Raw genomic sequence first — 17,193 nt, 5'->3', positions numbered from 1 at the left:
AAAAGTGTGACATGGGATAAAATAGTGGAATCGTTTACACTGTTTTTAAAATCCGATTTTCAACCGCAATGGGGTATTGTAGATCAACGGGATAGAGAAGTCTTAGTGCAGGTTATCTGAAAAACGGAGGGCAGTGCCCTCCGGGGATTAATCGATTTTGCTTTGCAGATAATGATAGTGTTCACCGTCCGGAACAAACTCCAGGCGATGGGTGATGCAGGAGGGGGCATCTTCGGCGTGGTGAGAAACAAACAGCAGCTGCGTTTCGCCTTCGCCAATCAGTACATCCACAAAGCGGCGGATCAGCTGGCGGTTTAGCGGATCCAGCCCCTGCAGCGGTTCATCCAGAATAAGCAGCGTAGGATGTTTCACCAGCGCGCGCACGATAAGCGCCAGGCGCTGCTGCCCCCACGACAGGCTATGAAACGGCGCGTCAGCGACCCGGTTGTCCATGCCGAGAATATCCAGCCACTGCTGGACCAGCTTGTGCTGTTTGTCCGACACCGCCTGATAAATACCGATGGAATCAAAATAGCCGGAAAGGATCGCGTTGCGTACCGTGGTACTGACCCGGTAGTCCAGATGCAGGCTGCTGCTGACGTAGCCAATGTGCTTTTTGATATCCCAGATGGTCTCGCCGCTGCCGCGACGCCGGCCAAACAGCGTGAGATCGTTGCTGTAGCCCTGCGGGTGATCGCCGGTTATCAGGCTCAGCAGCGTTGATTTTCCCGCGCCGTTGGGGCCGACAATCTGCCAGTGCTCGCCAGGATTGACCGTCCAGCTGAGGTGGTTAAGGATCGGGCGATCGTCATAAGAGACCACCCCATCGCGCAGCACGATGCGCGGCTGGTTGGGGTCAAGCGCATGGAGGGCCGAAGGAGCGTCGGGTTCCGGAAGGGTAATACCGTCAAGCCGTTCGCTATGGGCGAGCTGGGCAATGAGCGCCTGCTTAAGGAGCGCCGATTTTTCGCCAGTCTCTGTCAGGTTACAGTCGGCCAGTACGCCTGCATGCTGGATAAAATCCGGAATTTCATCAAAACGGTTAAGCACCAGCACGAGGGTATACCCCTGCTGATTAAGGGACTCCAGCAGGGATGCCAGCTGCGCACGGGATTGTACGTCAAGGCCGTCGAACGGTTCGTCGAGGATCAGCAGCTCAGGCTCGCTCATTAGCGCCTGACAAAGCAGCGTTTTTCGCGTCTCGCCGGTAGAAAGGTATTTAAAGCGTCGGTCCAGCAGGCCGGTGATGCCGAACCGTTCTGCCAGGCGCTGACAGCGGGCAGGATCTTTCACCTCATCCTGAATAATTTCCGCCGTCGTGCGGCCGGTATCTTCTTCACCAGGGCTGAGCAAATCGGTGTTGTTGCGCTGCCACTCGTCGCTCACCAGCTTTTGCAGTTGTTCAAATGACAGACGCGTCAGGCGCGTAACGTCACGCTGATAGTCACCCTTGAGGAGGGTGAGCTCGCCGGCCAGCGCGCGGGCCAGCGCAGATTTACCGCTGCCGTTAGTGCCGACAAACGCCCAGCTTTCACCCGCGCGTATTGTCAAATCAGCAATCGTCAGCGTTCGGGTATCGCCAAGACGAAACGTGCCTTGCGAAATATGCAATGATGACATGATTTATCCCTGTTTTTGCAGCAATAGATATCAGGGATACGCACTGTTGGTACGATTGTCAATGCACTCAGCACAATGTGGCGATAATCACCCGGTCTGCGTTGAACCAGGCGGTGACAACATCCCCTTCTTCTAAACCGTCCGCCTCGCTGAGCGGTATCGTCGCGCAAAGCTTTTGTCCGTCTGCCAGAGTCATCAACACTTCGCACTGCTCCTTGCCGCGTTCGATATGGCTGATTGCGCCCTGGAGCTGGTTATCTGCTGCTTTTGCCGCGTCGGCATGGCGTGTGATATTGACCCACGGCGCTTTCAGCAACACCAGCACCTCTTTACCTTCATCCAGTTCAAGCCGTTCTGCGCTTTGTGCCGTTATCGCGGCTTTCAGACGGGTGGTGCCATCTGCAAGCAGGATCTCTATATGCTGCTGTACCTGGAGATTATCGCGCGCCGTCACCGTACCAAACCACTGGTTGCGGGCGCTGGTTTGCAACGAGAAGCGGGAAATGGCGGCCAGCAAACTGTCCAGCGGCACGTTATCGTCATCGCTTAACGCATCGAAGGCTTTCTGCTGGATCAGGCCCAGGAGATCGTAAAGCTGAATAAGACGCTGGCCATAGCGTGTCACGATTGCACCACCGCCGCCTTTGCCGCCTGTGGCTCTGTCTACCAGCGGTTGCTCGCTCAGGGTGTTCATGTCGTTGATGGCATCCCAGGCGCTTTTATAGCTAATCCCGGCGTTTTTCGCCCCCTGGCTAATCGAGCCGGTTTGTTCTATTTGTTTAAGCAGGGCGATACGTCGCGGATCGGCGAAAAGCTTTTGCTGAAGTCTGAGAGTGAGGAGAATTTCGGCCTGCATAACAGTATCCTGGCAAAAAGAGTATTGTGACCCAAATGGTGCAGGGCGCAAAGGGTACCGCACAAAAGGGGATGTTTTTCTCACCTGAAAGGGTAGAATAAGCTGTTCACAATATCTGGAGAAAACCATGTTAGAGTTGTTGAAAAGTCTGGTATTCGCCGTGATCATGGTACCAGTAGTGATGGCCATCATCCTCGGTGCCATCTACGGCCTGGGTGAAGTGTTCAACGTCTTTTCGAACATTGGTCACAGAGACCAGGCTAAAAAGCAGCATTGATTCCCCACAAAACGCCCGGCTTGTCCGGGCGTTTTGCTCTCAAGATTTTCTCACTTTCGCCGATATCATTTAATGTATCACGCCGGTTTACCCCTTGAGCGGTACGATTAAACGCTGGGATCTCCCTGACGTTACCGTTATATTGGTATGTATATAACGATACTCACAGGAGCTACAAATGGCACGTACATGGGTACGCCTTTTCGCAGGGGCAACGCTGACGCTTTCACTTACCGGACACGCGCTGGCGGACGACGGTAAAATTACGGTCTTTGCGGCGGCGTCGTTGACTAATGCAATGCAGGATATCGCGGCGGCGTATAAAAAAGAGAAAAACGTCGAGGTGGTCTCCTCGTTTGCGTCTTCCTCTACGCTGGCGCGCCAGATAGAAGCGGGCGCACCGGCGGATCTGTTCATTTCGGCTGACCAGAAGTGGATGGATTACGCAGCGGAGAAGAAAGCGATTGATGCGGCAACCCGCGAAACGCTGCTGGGCAATAGCCTGGTCGTTGTGGCGCCAAAAGCCAGCTCACAGGCCGACATCACCATCAACAAAGAGACAAACTGGACCCGCCTGCTGAACGGTGGTCGTCTGGCGGTGGGGGACCCGGAGCACGTTCCGGCCGGGATTTACGCCAAAGAAGCGCTACAAAAGCTGGGCGCGTGGGATACCCTGTCGCCGAAACTGGCGCCAGCCGAAGACGTTCGCGGCGCGCTGGCGCTCGTGGAACGCAACGAAGCCCCGCTGGGCATTGTGTATGGCTCTGATGCCGTTGCCAGCAAGGGTGTTAAAGTGGTCGCAACGTTCCCGGAAGACTCCCACAAGAAAGTGGAATACCCTGTTGCGATTGTTGATAGACATAATAATGCGACCGTGACGGCCTTCCGCGATTATCTGAAGGGGCCACAAGCGTCCGCAATCTTTAAACGTTATGGATTTACGACTCACTGATGATATTGACCGATCCTGAATGGCAGGCTGTTCTGCTGAGCCTGAAAGTCTCTTCCCTGGCGGTTGCGCTGAGCTTGCCCTTTGGGATCTTCTTTGCCTGGCTGCTGGTGCGCTGTCGGTTTCCCGGCAAAGCGCTGCTCGACAGCGTGCTTCATCTTCCGCTCGTGTTGCCGCCCGTGGTGGTCGGTTATCTGTTGCTGATTTCGATGGGGCGACGCGGCTTTATCGGCGAGAAACTCTATGACTGGTTTGGGCTGACGTTTGCGTTTAGCTGGCGCGGTGCGGTGCTGGCGGCGGCGGTAATGTCATTCCCGCTGATGGTGAGGGCGATCCGCCTCGCGCTGGAAGGCGTGGACATGAAACTCGAACAGGCGGCCCGCACGCTGGGCGCCGGGCGCTGGCGCGTCTTTTTCACCATCACGCTTCCCCTAACGTTACCCGGCATTATTGTCGGCACGGTGCTGGCCTTCGCCCGCTCGCTCGGCGAGTTTGGCGCGACGATCACCTTTGTGTCGAATATTCCCGGCGAGACGCGAACCATCCCGTCGGCGATGTATACCCTGATTCAGACGCCGGGGGGAGAGGGGGCCGCGGCACGACTTTGCATAATATCAATTGTGTTAGCCCTGGTATCGCTGCTGGTGTCTGAATGGCTGGCACGGCTCAGCCGCGAGCGGATGGGGAAATAGACATGCTTGAGCTTCATTTTACTCAGACGCTGGGAAACCATACCCTGACGCTTAGCGAGACGCTGCCTGCAAGCGGCATCACCGCCATCTTTGGCGTATCCGGGGCGGGGAAAACGTCGTTAATCAACGCGATAAGCGGCCTGACCCGCCCCCAGTCAGGACGGATTGTATTGAACAACCGCGTCTTAAACGACGTGGAAAATAAGGTGTATCTGTCGCCTGATAAACGCCGTATTGGCTATGTTTTCCAGGATGCGCGCTTATTCCCGCACTACAGCGTGCGCGGCAACCTGCGCTACGGCATGGCGAAAAGCATGGCCGGGCAGTTTGATAAGCTGGTGACGCTTTTAGGTATCGAACCTCTGCTCGACAGACTGCCTTCTTCGCTTTCCGGCGGAGAAAAACAGCGTGTGGCGATTGGCCGCGCGTTGCTGACCGCACCCGAGCTGCTGTTGCTCGACGAACCACTTGCCTCGCTGGATATTCCGCGTAAACGTGAGCTCCTGCCCTACCTGCAGCGGCTGACGCGTGAAATTAATATTCCGATGCTCTACGTCAGCCATTCGCTGGATGAGATCCTGCATCTGGCCGATAACGTGCTGGTGCTGGAAGAGGGTAGCGTTAAGGCCTTCGGCAAACTGGAGGAGGTATGGGGCAGCAGCGTGATGCACCCCTGGTTACCAAAAGAGCAGCAGAGCAGCATTCTGAAAGTGAGCGTTCTGGAACATCACCCGCACTACGCGATGACCGCGCTGGCGCTGGGTGACCAGCATCTTTGGGTCAATAAGATCGATAAACCGCTGCAGTCCGCTCTGCGAATTCGCATCCAGGCGTCGGATGTCTCGCTGGTGCTGCAACCCCCGCTGCAGACCAGTATTCGAAATATTCTGCGCGCCAAAGTGGCGGAGTGTTTTGATGATAACGGTCAGGTGGAAGTGAAGCTTGAGGTGGGAAGCCGAACGCTCTGGGCGCGCGTCAGCCCGTGGGCCAGGGATGAGTTAGGGATCAAACCCGGCCTGTGGCTTTACGCGCAAATCAAGAGCGTCTCTATCACCACCTGATTACAGCAGATGGGTATAAATGTACTGCGCGATGCTGTCGGTTGTGTTGTCGCCAATCACCACGTTGGCGCGCGCCTTCACGGCGTCATCGGCGTTACCCATCGCCACGCCCGTACCGGCGGCCTCCAGCATGCTGATGTCGTTGTAGTTATCGCCAAAGGCAATCACATCCTGCATCGACCCGCCCTGTGACGCCACGTACTGCGTCAAACGCTTGCCTTTGCTGTTGCCTTTGCGGGCAATATCGACCTGATCGTGCCAGGACCACTCGCACTCCAGACCCAGCGTCTGTTCCACGTGTTTCGCGAAGGCATTCAGTTTGGTGGTATCTTCATCCGTCAGGGCGAATTTCCAGATTGCCTCAACGTCCTGGGCTGCCTGACGCAGGGAAGAAACCTGGGTAAAGACCGGACGCTGCGCTTCAGGCAGGGACAGCGCCCAGTTGCTGGTGCGTACCACATGGCCAGTTGGGCGCTCGTACACCATCGCGTTGTCCACGTACATCAGACCGTGAACGTCATGCTCATCAAGCAGATCAATCAGTTGCAGCGCCTGGGGAACCGGCAGCGGGTCGGATTCTAAAACCTTTTTTGCCTGATAATCATACAAATAAGTGCCATTACAGCAAATTGCAGGTGTATCTAACGCCAGTGCCTGATAAAAAGGGTGAATGGCAACGTGATGTCGACCCGTTACGATAAGGAGTTGATATCCCACTTCCTGCGCGCGTTTTAGTGCTTCAAGGGAGGAGGGGAGAAGGGTTTTTTGCGGCGTCAGTAAGGTACCGTCTAAATCCAGAGCAATCACACGCGAGGTCATCTGTTTTCCCGGGTTAATATTGAATTTACGTTTTGATGGGATGGTACACCGAGAGGCGGACGCTTCAAAATTCCTGTCGACAATTCAGCATTCACCGTCAAAAGTTAATTACTTTCATGCGCAGTGAGGAGTGAATATTCATGAAACAAACCGTTTATACCGCCAGTCCTGAAAGCCAGCAGATCCACGTCTGGCGTTTAAATACCGAAGGGTCACTCACGCTGGTTCAGGTTGTAGATGTGCCAGGCCAGGTGCAGCCGATGGTCATCAGCCCGGATAAACGTTTCTTGTACGTGGGTGTGCGCCCGGAGTTCCGCGTGCTGACCTATCGCATTTCTCCGGACGATGGCGCGCTGACCTATACTGCCGAAGCACCATTGCCGGGCAGCCCAACCCATATCTCTACCGATCGTAAAGGCAACTTTGTCTTCAGCGGCTCGTATAACGCGGGCTGCGTCAGCGTAACGCGTCTGGAAGATGGCATTCCGGTTGAAACCGTAGATGTGGTGGAAGGGCTTGAAGGCTGCCACTCGGCGAATATCTCTCCGGATAACCGCACGCTGTGGGTGCCTGCGCTGAAGCAGGATCGTATCTGCCTGTTCACCCTGAGCGACGATGGTCACCTGGTGACGCAGAATCCTGCTGAAGTCACTACCGTTGAGGGCGCGGGCCCGCGTCATATGGTCTTCCATCCGAACCAGCAGTACGCCTACGTGGTCAATGAACTGAACAGCTCAGTGGACGTATGGGAACTGAAAGATCCTAACGGCCAGATTGAGTGCGTGCAGACGCTGGATATGATGCCGTCTGACTTCTCCGACACCCGCTGGGCGGCTGATATTCACATTACGCCGGATGGCCGTCATCTGTACGCCTGTGACCGTACCTCCAGCCTGATTACCGTCTTCAGCGTCTCCGAGGATGGCAGCGTGCTGGCCATTGAAGGTTTCCAGCCAACGGAGACCCAGCCGCGCGGCTTTAACATCGATCACAGCGGTAAATACCTGATTGCGGCAGGGCAGAAATCCCACCACATCGCGCTGTATGAAATCAAAGGTGAGCAGGGGCTGCTGGAAGAGAAAGGGCGCTACGCCGTCGGCCAGGGGCCGATGTGGGTTGTCGTTAACGCTCACTAAGCTGCTTAAAACAAAAAACCTCGCAAATGCGAGGTTTTTTTTATCTCTGTAGGCCGGGTAAGGCGAAGCCGCCACCCGGCAAAAAACAGATTACTGCTTAGGCTCAGCAACCACTTTGCTACCCAGACCGCGGTTGTTGTATTCCCACATGCGGTTGAAGTTAGCGTCGTTCAGGTTGCGCTGCACGTTCCCTTTATCATCCACCGCGCCGGTATTGCCGGAGAACGGACGTTTAGAGATTGCGGCATCAGCCCACGGCTTCGCCATGTTGAAGCCTTCGTTGATCACGCTGTCGCGGATCACCACCTGGCCGTTGGTCGCAGAGTCCACATCCAGGGAGCGACCCAGCTGCGCCACACCGTCACCGGCAGCGTTAAAGCGGCTGTTTACAGCCAGGAAGCCGTAGAACAGGTTAGACTGGGTTGCCGGAGCAAACACATAGCCTTCCTGTTGGGTACGTGAGTTCACCACGCGGAAATCGGTATTATCAAACACCACCGCGCCGCGACCGGACACTAGATCCACGTCACCTTCAACGTAGCTATTGGTTACCAGCGTACGGGTCAGACGGTTATTCTGCAGGGTGTTCTGCACGCCGCTGTTGGTTACGAAGAAGGTGTTCTGACGGCCGAGAATGTTCACGTTGTTAATCTGAACCTGGTCGCCATCGCTACGCAGCGCTACCGCCTGATGGTTACCGGCATCAACGCTGTCACCCAGGGTATTCTGAATGGTCAGGTTCTGTAGCTGCAGACCGTTATTCTGAGACCAGAATACCGCGGAGCACATCACGCCAATGGTGGCGGAACGCTTGCTCTGGCAGTTATCAAACATATACCACGCCGGTTTGCCTGGCATATATTTACCGGCCGGGTTCACCAGACGACGCCAGGTGTTGCTGTCGATTTCAGAGTCAATCGCCAGGCCAATTTTCACGTCGATCGCTTTTTCGCCCAGACCGTACAGCGTAATGCTGCCCGGTGCCGCCGGAACATACACGGTGCCTTCATATTCGCCAGGCAGGATCGCGATGTACTGGCGAGACGCGCTGTGTTTAGTGATGGCAGCATCAACCGCAGCCTGAATAGAGGTATGCGTTACGCCCTGCGCCCCCGCCGGGCCAACCACGAAGTCTGGCTGTTTAGGCAGGTTAATAGAAGACGGTGTCCACGGCGCAGCGTTTGGATCCATCGCCGAGAAGTAGTGGGCACGGTCGAAATTCTTCGCTTCATCAGCGGACAAAACCGGGCGGGAGGCGGTACCGGGTGCAACCTGCTCAGAAGGTCGCTGATCCGGTGGTGTTGAACTGCATGCGGATAAGGTCACGCCAAAGGCGAGTGCTAACGCCAGACGGGAAATCCTGGAAATGTTCAAGGTAGAGCTCCTGGGTATGCAAGTCTTAAACGGGATAGACGAAATAGCCTGCTTTTTTATACTAAGTTGAGCGAAACGGGAAGATAAAAAGGGTAAAAGTTGCATTTTTAGCCCTGGAGCGGCAGGTAAGTGATCACAAATAAATAACAATTTCCACAAAGTCGGTTGACAGCAGACAGCAGATGAAAATAAATGTCTATACAACCCATGACAAGTGGAATGCCCCATGCAGCAGCTTCATCCCGACGATGTAATATGGCGAAATGCGCGACTGGCGACGATGGCTCCGGATGTCCATGCGCCTTATGGACTAAAAGAGCAACACGCCCTGGTCGTGCGCGGCCACACCATTGTTGCCGTGATTCCTGAATCTGATATTCCTGGCGGACACCGTCACTGCGTCGATCTTCAGGGGCGTCTGGTGACGCCGGGCCTGATTGACTGCCATACCCACCTGGTGTTCGGCGGCGATCGCGCGGCGGAGTGGGAGCAGCGTCTGAACGGCGTCTCTTATCAAACCATCAGCGCACAGGGGGGCGGGATTAACGCTACCGTGACGGCGACGCGCAGCAGCACCCCCGAAACCCTGCTTAAACTGGCGCAGCAGCGGTTGCAGCGGCTGATGAATGAAGGCGTCACTACGGTTGAGATCAAGTCCGGATACGGGCTTAACGCCGACGCCGAAGAGAAGATGCTGCAGGTCGCACGCCAGCTGAGCCTCAATAACCCGATCGATATCAGCCCAACGCTGCTGGCTGCGCACGCGGTGCCGGCGGAATACAGACAGGATCCGGATGCGTACCTCACGCTGGTCTGCGAGCAGATCATGCCCGCACTGTGGCAAAAAGAGTTGTTTGAAGCGGTGGACGTGTTTTGTGAAAACGTCGGCTTTACGCCGTCGCAAACCGAGCGCCTTTTCCAGGCGGCGACTGCGCTCGGCATTCCGGTAAAAGGTCATGTGGAGCAGCTTTCGAATCTGGGCGGAGCGGCGCTGGTCAGCCGATATCACGGGCTGTCGGCCGATCATATCGAATATCTTGATGATGCAGGCGTTCAGGCGATGGCGCAAAGCGGTACGGTGGCGGTACTGCTACCCGGCGCGTTCTATTTTCTTCAGGAGCGCCAGCGTCCGCCAGTTGAACTGCTCAGAAAACAGGGCGTGCCGATGGCCGTTGCCACCGACTATAACCCGGGCACCAGCCCGTTTGCGAGCCTGCACCTGGCGATGAATATGGCCTGCGTCCAGTTTGGCCTGACGCCTGAAGAAGCCTGGGCTGGCGTCACGCGGCATGCCGCGCAGGCGCTGGGCCGTGGCGCAACCCACGGGCAGCTGCGGGCAGGGTTTGTTGCTGATTTCATCGTCTGGGATGCACACCATCCGGTAGAGATGGTCTACGAACCGGGACGAAATCCGCTGTATCAACGTATTTTCCGTGGGGAGGCAGTATGAAGCTATGGCGGCCCGTTGCAGAAACGGTCTGGCAGGGGCGAGACGACAGCGCCGAGGCCAACAATGCAAAGCGTATTTTTCAGACGATACAACAGCAGGCGCAGTTTACTCCCCTGCCATCCGGCATCGCGCTGATAGGCTTTGAGTGTGATGAAGGGGTCAAACGCAATCAGGGCAGGCCCGGCGCCGTGCAGGCACCGGATATGCTGCGAAAAGCGCTGGCGAATATGGCCAGCCATCAGGGACATGATCGGCTGGCGGATATGGGCTCGGTGTACGTTGAAGGTGATGAGCTGGAAGCGGCGCAGCAGGCGTTAAGCGATGCCGTCACAGCCTGTCAGCAGTCCGGCATGCGCACGCTGGTCTTTGGCGGCGGGCATGAAACCGCCTGGGCGCACGGCCGGGGGATTCTGGATGCCTTCCCTGACGAGCGCGTGGCGGTGATTAACCTGGATGCACACCTTGACCTGCGCAGGGCCGACCGCGCGACGTCCGGCACGCCGTTTCGCCAGCTGGCAAACTACTGTGAAGCAGGCGGGCGGGAATTTCGCTACGCCTGCTTTGGCGTGAGCCGGGCGGCGAACACCCAGGCATTATGGGATGAGGCCGAACGCCTGAACGTCACGCTGGTGGAAGATCTCCATTTCAGGCGCGATGCGTTATCTGCGCTGGAAAAGGTGCTGGCGCAGGCCGATCGCATCTACCTGACGATCGATCTGGACGTCCTGCCCGCCAGCGAAATGCCCGCCGTTTCCGCACCGGCAGCGTTAGGCATACCGGCCCTGGATCTCTTGCCCATCATCGAACATATCTGTCGTAGCGGTAAGCTACAGGCCGCCGATCTGGTAGAGTTTAACCCGCAGTACGATCGGGACGGACAGGGCGCAAAGCTTGCCGCCCGTCTGGCCTGGCAAATTGCTCACTGGTGGGCATAACACCCTTTAAGGAGTCATGATGTTTTCACGCTCACCGTTGCCGCAGTCGAGCCCTCCCGCGCCTTTCTACGAGAAGGTGAAGCAGGCGATAAGCGAAAAAATCGCCACCGGCGTCTGGCGGCCGCACGATCGTATTCCGTCGGAGGCCGAACTGGTGGCGCAGTTTGGTTTTAGCCGAATGACCGTCAACCGGGCGCTGCGCGAACTAACCGACGAAGGTCTTCTGGTGCGTCTGCAGGGCGTCGGAACGTTTGTGGCGGAACCGAAAGGGCAATCCGCTCTGTTTGAAATCCGCAGTATTGCGGACGAGATTGCCGCACGTAATCATCAGCACCGCTGTGAAGTGCTGGTGCTTGAGGAAACCCAGGCCAGCGCCGAGCAGGCCACAGAGCTTAACGTCAAGGAGGGAAGCCGTATCTTCCACTCCGTGATGGTGCATTTCGAAAACGACATTCCGGTGCAAATTGAAGATCGCTGCGTTAACGCTGAACGGATACCGGACTATCTGGACCAGGATTACACCCAAACCACGCCGCACGCGTATCTCTCGCTTGTCGCACCGCTGACGGAAGGGGAGCACATTGTGGAAGCGGTGCGCGCCACGCCGCAGGAGTGTGAACGGCTGCGCATTAAAGAGCACGATCCGTGCCTGTTGATCCGCCGTCGAACCTGGTCCTCGTCGCACATTGTGTCGCATGCCCGGCTGCTTTTCCCGGGTAATCGCTACCGGCTGCAGGGCCACTTTATGTCATAAGTTTTAAAAGCGTGATAGCTAACGCAATATAACAAAATTGTATCTTTTTTGTTAAATCTGATCTTGTGTGTGCTTGTCTATACAAGTATATCTAAATGCATCACTGTCCCGTATGAGGAGCACACAATGTCGTCAGGTAAATACCGCCAGCAGGATGTCCGCGCCGCGCGCGGCACCACACTTACCGCCAAAAGCTGGCTCACCGAAGCACCGCTGCGCATGTTGATGAACAACCTTGATCCTGAGGTGGCGGAAAACCCCCACGAGCTGGTGGTCTACGGCGGCATAGGCCGCGCCGCGCGCAACTGGGAATGCTATGACGCAATTGTAAAATCCCTGACCGAACTCGAACACGACGAAACCCTGCTGGTGCAGTCCGGCAAGCCGGTGGGCGTGTTTAAAACGCACAAGAACGCGCCGCGCGTGCTGATTGCTAACTCTAATCTCGTGCCGCACTGGGCCACCTGGGAACATTTCAACGAACTCGACGCCAAAGGGCTGGCGATGTATGGCCAGATGACCGCAGGTAGCTGGATCTACATCGGCAGCCAGGGGATTGTGCAGGGCACCTATGAGACCTTCGTGGAAGCCGGCCGCCAGCACTATAACGGTTCGCTGAAAGGCCGCTGGGTGCTGACTGCGGGTCTCGGCGGCATGGGCGGTGCGCAGCCGCTGGCCGCGACACTGGCCGGAGCCTGCTCGCTGAACATTGAGTGCCAGCAGAGCCGTATTGATTTCCGCCTGCGTACCCGTTACGTCGACGAGCAGGCGACCAGCCTGGATGATGCGCTGGCGCGTATCAAAAAATACACCGCCGAAGGGAAAGCGGTCTCGATTGCCCTGTGCGGCAACGCGGCTGATGTTCTTCCTGAGCTGGTTGCTCGCGGCGTGCGTCCTGATTTAGTGACCGACCAGACCAGCGCGCACGACCCGCTCCACGGTTACCTGCCGAAAGGCTGGACGTGGGAAGCCTATCAGCAAAAAGCGGAAACCGACCCGGAAGGCACGGTGCTTGCCGCTAAACGTTCCATGGCAGAACACGTCTCCGCCATGCTCGCCTTTAGCCGGATGGGCATTCCGACCTTTGATTATGGCAACAACATCCGTCAGATGGCGAAAGAGATGGGCGTGAGTAACGCCTTCGACTTCCCGGGGTTCGTCCCGGCCTATATCCGCCCGCTGTTCTGCCGCGGCATCGGTCCGTTCCGCTGGGTTGCCCTGTCCGGCGATCCGGAAGATATCTACAAGACCGATGCCAAAGTGAAGGAGATCGTCGCGGATGACGAGCACCTGCACCACTGGCTGGACATGGCCCGCGAGCGCATTAATTTCCAGGGCTTACCGGCGCGTATCTGCTGGGTAGGGCTGGAGTGGCGGCAAAAGCTGGGTCTGGCTTTTAACGAAATGGTACGCAGCGGCGAAGTCTCCGCGCCGATTGTTATCGGCCGCGACCATCTGGACTCCGGCTCCGTCGCCAGCCCGAACCGCGAAACGGAAGCCATGCGCGACGGCTCCGATGCGGTCTCCGACTGGCCATTGCTGAACGCCCTGTTGAATACCGCCAGCGGCGCGACCTGGGTATCGCTGCACCACGGTGGCGGCGTAGGAATGGGCTTCTCCCAGCATTCCGGGATGGTTATTGTCTGTGACGGAACGGATGAAGCCGCCGCGCGTATCGCTCGCGTACTGCACAACGACCCGGCAACCGGCGTGATGCGTCATGCGGATGCGGGCTATGAGATTGCGATTGACTGTGCCAAAGAGCAGGGCCTTAACCTGCCGATGATCCCTGCCACACAAGGAAAGCATTAATGAACGCGTTAACACTTACTCCCGGCTCACTGACGCTCAAACAGCTGCGTAACGTCTGGCGTAAACCGGTCACCCTTTCGCTGGATGAAAGCGCCCACGCCGCCATTAACGACAGCGTCGCCTGCGTCGAAGCCATCGTTGCCGAAGGGCGCACGGCCTACGGGATTAACACCGGCTTTGGACTGCTGGCGCAGACCCGCATCGCGACGCACGATCTGGAAAATTTACAGCGTTCGCTGGTGCTGTCACACGCGGCGGGCGTCGGCCAGCCGCTGGATGATGAGATTGTCCGTCTGATGATGGTACTCAAAATCAACAGTCTGGCGCGCGGCTTCTCCGGCATTCGCCTGAGCGTCATCCAGGCGCTGATGGCGCTGGTCAATGCGCAGGTCTATCCGTGGATCCCGGCGAAAGGTTCCGTCGGCGCTTCCGGGGATCTGGCCCCGCTGGCGCACATGTCGCTGCTGCTGCTGGGTGAAGGTAAAGCGCGCTGGCAGGGCGAATGGCTCCCCGCAAAAGAGGCGCTGAAAAAAGCCGGGTTAAACCCGATTACGCTGGCGGCGAAAGAGGGGCTGGCGCTGCTCAACGGCACGCAGGCGTCGACCGCTTTCGCGCTGCGCGGCCTGTTTGAAGCTGAAGACCTGTTTGCCTCGGCGGTAGTGTGCGGCGCGCTGACCACCGAAGCCGTGCTGGGCTCGCGTCGACCGTTCGATGCCCGCATCCACGACGTGCGCGGCCAGCGCGGGCAGATTGACGCGGCCAGCATGTACCGTCACGTGCTTACCGACAGCAGTGAAATTGCGGATTCACACCACAACTGTGACAAGGTGCAGGATCCGTATTCACTGCGCTGCCAGCCGCAGGTGATGGGCGCGTGTCTGACCCAGCTGCGCCAGGCGGCAGATGTACTGCTGGTGGAAGCCAACGCGGTATCCGATAACCCGCTGGTGTTCGCCGAGGAAAACGAGGTGGTCTCCGGCGGTAACTTCCACGCCGAGCCGGTGGCAATGGCGGCGGACAATATCGCGCTGGCGATTGCCGAAATCGGTGCGTTGTCCGAGCGTCGCATTGCGCTGATGATGGATAAACATATGTCCCAGCTGCCACCGTTCCTGGTGCGTAACGGCGGGGTCAACTCGGGCTTTATGATTGCGCAGGTGACCGCGGCGGCGCTGGCAAGCGAGAACAAAGCCCTGTCGCACCCGCACAGCGTGGACAGCCTGCCTACCTCTGCGAATCAGGAAGACCATGTCTCGATGGCACCGGCTGCCGGGCGTCGCCTCTGGGAGATGGCCTCCAACACCCGTGGCGTGCTGGCGGTAGAATGGCTGGCGGCGTGTCAGGGTATCGATCTGCGTGAAGGGCTAAAATCCAGCCCGCTGCTCGAGCAGGCGCGTCAGACGCTGCGCGAGCACGTATCGCATTACGATGATGACCGCTTCTTTGCGCCGGATATTGATAAGGCGATGCAGCTTCTGGAAGAAGGGCGCCTGGTGGGGTTGTTGCCTTCCATACTGTGATTTTTTGCCCGGTGGCGCTGCGCTTACCGGGCCTACGAATCCGAAATGTAGGCCGGGTAAGGCGTAGCCGCCACCCGGCTTTTTTTACGAGTACATCGCCGTAATCGACGCGCTCCCAAGCGTATGGAAATGCACGTTAAACCCTACCATCGCGCCGCTTGCGCCTTCATCGACCTCAATCTTGTCCACATCCAGCGCGTGCACCGTGAAGATATAGCGGTGGGTTTCCCCTTTTGGCGGCGCTGCGCCGCCGTAGCCCGCTTTACCAAAATCAGTGCGCGTCTGAATGGCGCCTTCAGGCAGGGCAACCAGGTCAGAGCCAGAACCCTGTGGCAGGACGCGCGTATCGGCAGGCAGGTTCGCCACAATCCAGTGCCACCAGCCGGAGCCGGTAGGGGCATCCGGGTCGTAACAGGTGACGACAAAGCTTTTGGTGCCAGCCGGAACATCGTCCCACGCCAGATGGGGGGAGATATTGTCTCCCTGATACCCCATGCCGTTGAATACGTGGCGTTCTGGCAGTTTTTCGCCGTCGCGCAAATCTTTACTGATGATTTTCATACGGTTTGCCCTCGTTAATCACGCGTACAGAAAGTGTAACCCATGGGGTTAAATCGTGAAATGCGCGGGGTTGTTAACGGCTTCGACAACCGCGGCGGTGAGCTTGCGCAGCTGAACGGGCGTAATGATATACGGCGGCATCAGGTAGATAAGCTTGCCGAAAGGTCGTACCCACACCCCCCGATCCACGAAGAAGCGCTGCAGCGCCGCCATATTCACCGGATGGGTGGTTTCAATCACCCCGATGGCGCCCAGCACGCGAACGTCCGCCACGAAATTCGCCCCCGAGGCGGCGGTCAGTTCCTCTTTCAACTGCGCTTCAATTGCCGCAACCTGCGTTTGCCACTCGCCGCTCGCCAGAATCGCCAGGCTTTCACTCGCGACCGCGCAGGCCAGCGGGTTGCCCATAAACGTTGGGCCATGCATGAAACAGCCCGCTTCGCCGTCGCTGATGGTATCGGCAACGTGACGGGTTGTCAGCGTGGCGGAGAGCGTTATGGTGCCGCCGGTGAGCGCTTTGCCCAGGCACAGAATATCCGGCGTAATACCCGCATGCTCACAGGCGAACAGCTTGCCCGTGCGGCCAAACCCGGTCGCGATCTCATCGGCAATCAGCAGAATGCCCTCGCGGTCGCACATCTTGCGAATACGCTTCAGCCATTCCGGGTGGTACATCCGCATTCCGCCTGCGCCCTGCACAATCGGCTCAAGGATCACCGCGGCGATGTCATGACGATGCGCCGCCATCAGCCGTGCGAAACCGACCATGTCCATCTCGTTCCACTCGCCGTCAAAGCGGCTCTGCGGGGCCGGGGCAAACAGGTTTTCCGGCAGATACCCTTTCCACAGGCTGTGCATGGAGTTGTCCGGATCGCAGACCGACATGGCACCGAAGGTATCTCCGTGATAGCCATTGCGGAAGGTGAGGAACCGCTGGCGCGTTTTGCCCTTTGCATGCCAGTACTGCAGCGCCATTTTCATCGCCACTTCTACGGCCACGGAGCCGGAGTCGGCAAGAAACACGCACTCCAGCGCGTCAGGCGTCATCGCCACCAGACGGCGGCAGAGGTCCACGGCGGGCTGATGGGTGATCCCGCCGAACATGACGTGCGACATCTGGTCAATTTGCGCTTTCATCGCCGCATTCAGACGCGGGTGGTTGTACCCGTGAATGGCCGCCCACCAGGAGGACATTCCGTCAACCAGCTGCTCGCCGCCGGCGAGGTGCAGCTCGCAGCCGTGGGCCGAAGCCACCGGATAGACGGGCAGGGGACGGGTGGTGGAGGTGTAAGGGTGCCAGATATGCTGCTTGTCGAAGGCGAGATCGTCCTGGGTCATAATCGACTTGTAAACCATTTTGAAAAGTTTTAGGTTTAC

The 17,193-nt window shown here is 57.7% G+C and carries 16 protein-coding genes; 10 read left to right on the top strand and 6 right to left on the bottom strand.

Features of this window, described 5'->3' with window-relative positions; translation table 11 throughout:
• Positions 1 to 147: 147 nt before the first annotated feature.
• Positions 148 to 1,620, bottom strand: coding sequence for a molybdate ABC transporter ATP-binding protein ModF (gene modF / locus E3U32_RS14720; protein ID WP_134349379.1), 1,473 nt, complete (start codon positions 1,618 to 1,620; stop codon positions 148 to 150).
• Between the two features lie 67 nt (positions 1,621 to 1,687).
• The gene (gene modE, locus E3U32_RS14715) at positions 1,688 to 2,476 is read right to left on the bottom strand and encodes a molybdenum-dependent transcriptional regulator (protein WP_134349378.1); all 789 of its coding nucleotides are present in this window, start codon (positions 2,474 to 2,476) and stop codon (positions 1,688 to 1,690) included.
• Positions 2,477 to 2,603: 127 nt separating this feature from the next.
• Between modE and E3U32_RS14710 the strand changes: the two genes are divergently transcribed.
• The 4 genes from E3U32_RS14710 to modC all read left to right on the top strand — a co-directional run bounded on the left by E3U32_RS14710 (position 2,604) and on the right by modC (position 5,455).
• Positions 2,604 to 2,753: an AcrZ family multidrug efflux pump-associated protein gene (locus E3U32_RS14710; protein WP_008501118.1), complete on the top strand. Its 150-nt coding sequence runs from the start codon at positions 2,604 to 2,606 to the stop codon at positions 2,751 to 2,753.
• Between the two features lie 178 nt (positions 2,754 to 2,931).
• Positions 2,932 to 3,705 (top strand): molybdate ABC transporter substrate-binding protein, encoded by a 774-nt coding sequence (modA, locus tag E3U32_RS14705; protein WP_134349377.1) that lies wholly within the window; start codon positions 2,932 to 2,934, stop codon positions 3,703 to 3,705.
• Positions 3,705 to 4,394, top strand: a complete 690-nt coding sequence (gene modB, locus E3U32_RS14700; RefSeq protein WP_023326931.1) for a molybdate ABC transporter permease subunit — start codon at positions 3,705 to 3,707, stop codon at positions 4,392 to 4,394. Before modA ends, modB begins: the two co-directional genes overlap by 1 nt.
• Positions 4,395 to 4,396: 2 nt before the next feature.
• Positions 4,397 to 5,455: a molybdenum ABC transporter ATP-binding protein ModC gene (gene modC, locus E3U32_RS14695; protein ID WP_134349376.1), complete on the top strand. Its 1,059-nt coding sequence runs from the start codon at positions 4,397 to 4,399 to the stop codon at positions 5,453 to 5,455.
• Here modC and E3U32_RS14690 read toward each other — a convergent pair whose 3' ends face one another.
• Entirely contained in the window at positions 5,456 to 6,274 is an 819-nt protein-coding gene (locus tag E3U32_RS14690; protein ID WP_134349375.1) for a pyridoxal phosphatase, read from the bottom strand.
• 140 nt (positions 6,275 to 6,414) lie between these two features.
• On the opposite strand from E3U32_RS14690, the gene pgl reads away from it, so the two are divergent.
• Positions 6,415 to 7,410, top strand: a complete 996-nt coding sequence (pgl, locus tag E3U32_RS14685; protein ID WP_134349374.1) for a 6-phosphogluconolactonase — start codon at positions 6,415 to 6,417, stop codon at positions 7,408 to 7,410.
• A gap of 90 nt (positions 7,411 to 7,500) precedes the next feature.
• On the opposite strand, the gene E3U32_RS14680 is transcribed toward pgl, so the two are convergent.
• Positions 7,501 to 8,784, bottom strand: a complete 1,284-nt coding sequence (locus E3U32_RS14680) for a putative acyl-CoA thioester hydrolase (RefSeq protein ID WP_047347046.1) — start codon at positions 8,782 to 8,784, stop codon at positions 7,501 to 7,503.
• A 226-nt stretch (positions 8,785 to 9,010) separates the two neighbouring features.
• Here E3U32_RS14680 and hutI point away from each other — a divergent pair, with 226 nt between their 5' ends.
• From hutI to hutH, 5 genes are all read left to right on the top strand, one after another.
• Positions 9,011 to 10,234 carry an imidazolonepropionase gene (gene hutI / locus E3U32_RS14675; protein ID WP_134349373.1) on the top strand — a complete coding sequence of 408 codons (1,224 nt, stop codon included), beginning with the start codon at positions 9,011 to 9,013 and terminating at the stop codon, positions 10,232 to 10,234.
• A complete protein-coding gene (gene hutG / locus E3U32_RS14670; RefSeq protein WP_134349372.1) occupies positions 10,231 to 11,169 on the top strand; it encodes a formimidoylglutamase in 939 nt (312 codons plus the stop codon). Before hutI ends, hutG begins: the two co-directional genes overlap by 4 nt.
• A gap of 19 nt (positions 11,170 to 11,188) precedes the next feature.
• Entirely contained in the window at positions 11,189 to 11,923 is a 735-nt protein-coding gene (locus E3U32_RS14665; protein ID WP_134349397.1) for a histidine utilization repressor, read from the top strand.
• Between the two features lie 126 nt (positions 11,924 to 12,049).
• A complete protein-coding gene (gene hutU / locus E3U32_RS14660; RefSeq protein ID WP_134349371.1) occupies positions 12,050 to 13,735 on the top strand; it encodes a urocanate hydratase in 1,686 nt (561 codons plus the stop codon).
• Positions 13,735 to 15,255, top strand: coding sequence for a histidine ammonia-lyase (hutH, locus tag E3U32_RS14655; RefSeq protein ID WP_134349370.1), 1,521 nt, complete (start codon positions 13,735 to 13,737; stop codon positions 15,253 to 15,255). Before hutU ends, hutH begins: the two co-directional genes overlap by 1 nt.
• Before the next feature lie 84 nt (positions 15,256 to 15,339).
• On the opposite strand, the gene E3U32_RS14650 is transcribed toward hutH, so the two are convergent.
• Entirely contained in the window at positions 15,340 to 15,816 is a 477-nt protein-coding gene (locus E3U32_RS14650) for a kinase inhibitor (protein ID WP_047347040.1), read from the bottom strand.
• Positions 15,817 to 15,864: 48 nt separating this feature from the next.
• Positions 15,865 to 17,154 carry an adenosylmethionine--8-amino-7-oxononanoate transaminase gene (gene bioA, locus E3U32_RS14645; protein WP_435659346.1) on the bottom strand — a complete coding sequence of 430 codons (1,290 nt, stop codon included), beginning with the start codon at positions 17,152 to 17,154 and terminating at the stop codon, positions 15,865 to 15,867.
• Positions 17,155 to 17,193 lie beyond the last annotated feature (39 nt).

Source organism: Lelliottia nimipressuralis (genome assembly GCF_004402045.1).
In the GTDB taxonomy this organism is placed as follows: domain Bacteria; phylum Pseudomonadota; class Gammaproteobacteria; order Enterobacterales; family Enterobacteriaceae; genus Enterobacter; species Enterobacter chinensis.
Note: the sequence above shows the minus strand (reverse complement) of the source record. Positions and strands in the feature narration are given on the sequence as shown.

Bases quoted from the DNA above. Each gene is read 5' to 3' on its own strand.
- modF (WP_134349379.1), bottom strand. From the start codon at position 1,620: ATGTCATCATTGCATATTTCGCAAGGCACGTTTCGTCTTGGCGATACC.
- modE (WP_134349378.1), bottom strand. From the start codon at position 2,476: ATGCAGGCCGAAATTCTCCTCACTCTCAGACTTCAGCAAAAGCTTTTC.
- E3U32_RS14710 (WP_008501118.1), top strand. From the start codon at position 2,604: ATGTTAGAGTTGTTGAAAAGTCTGGTATTCGCCGTGATCATGGTACCA.
- modA (WP_134349377.1), top strand. From the start codon at position 2,932: ATGGCACGTACATGGGTACGCCTTTTCGCAGGGGCAACGCTGACGCTT.
- modB (WP_023326931.1), top strand. From the start codon at position 3,705: ATGATATTGACCGATCCTGAATGGCAGGCTGTTCTGCTGAGCCTGAAA.
- modC (WP_134349376.1), top strand. From the start codon at position 4,397: ATGCTTGAGCTTCATTTTACTCAGACGCTGGGAAACCATACCCTGACG.
- E3U32_RS14690 (WP_134349375.1), bottom strand. From the start codon at position 6,274: ATGACCTCGCGTGTGATTGCTCTGGATTTAGACGGTACCTTACTGACG.
- pgl (WP_134349374.1), top strand. From the start codon at position 6,415: ATGAAACAAACCGTTTATACCGCCAGTCCTGAAAGCCAGCAGATCCAC.
- hutI (WP_134349373.1), top strand. From the start codon at position 9,011: ATGCAGCAGCTTCATCCCGACGATGTAATATGGCGAAATGCGCGACTG.
- hutG (WP_134349372.1), top strand. From the start codon at position 10,231: ATGAAGCTATGGCGGCCCGTTGCAGAAACGGTCTGGCAGGGGCGAGAC.
- E3U32_RS14665 (WP_134349397.1), top strand. From the start codon at position 11,189: ATGTTTTCACGCTCACCGTTGCCGCAGTCGAGCCCTCCCGCGCCTTTC.
- hutU (WP_134349371.1), top strand. From the start codon at position 12,050: ATGTCGTCAGGTAAATACCGCCAGCAGGATGTCCGCGCCGCGCGCGGC.
- hutH (WP_134349370.1), top strand. From the start codon at position 13,735: ATGAACGCGTTAACACTTACTCCCGGCTCACTGACGCTCAAACAGCTG.
- E3U32_RS14650 (WP_047347040.1), bottom strand. From the start codon at position 15,816: ATGAAAATCATCAGTAAAGATTTGCGCGACGGCGAAAAACTGCCAGAA.
- bioA (WP_435659346.1), bottom strand. From the start codon at position 17,154: ATGACCCAGGACGATCTCGCCTTCGACAAGCAGCATATCTGGCACCCT.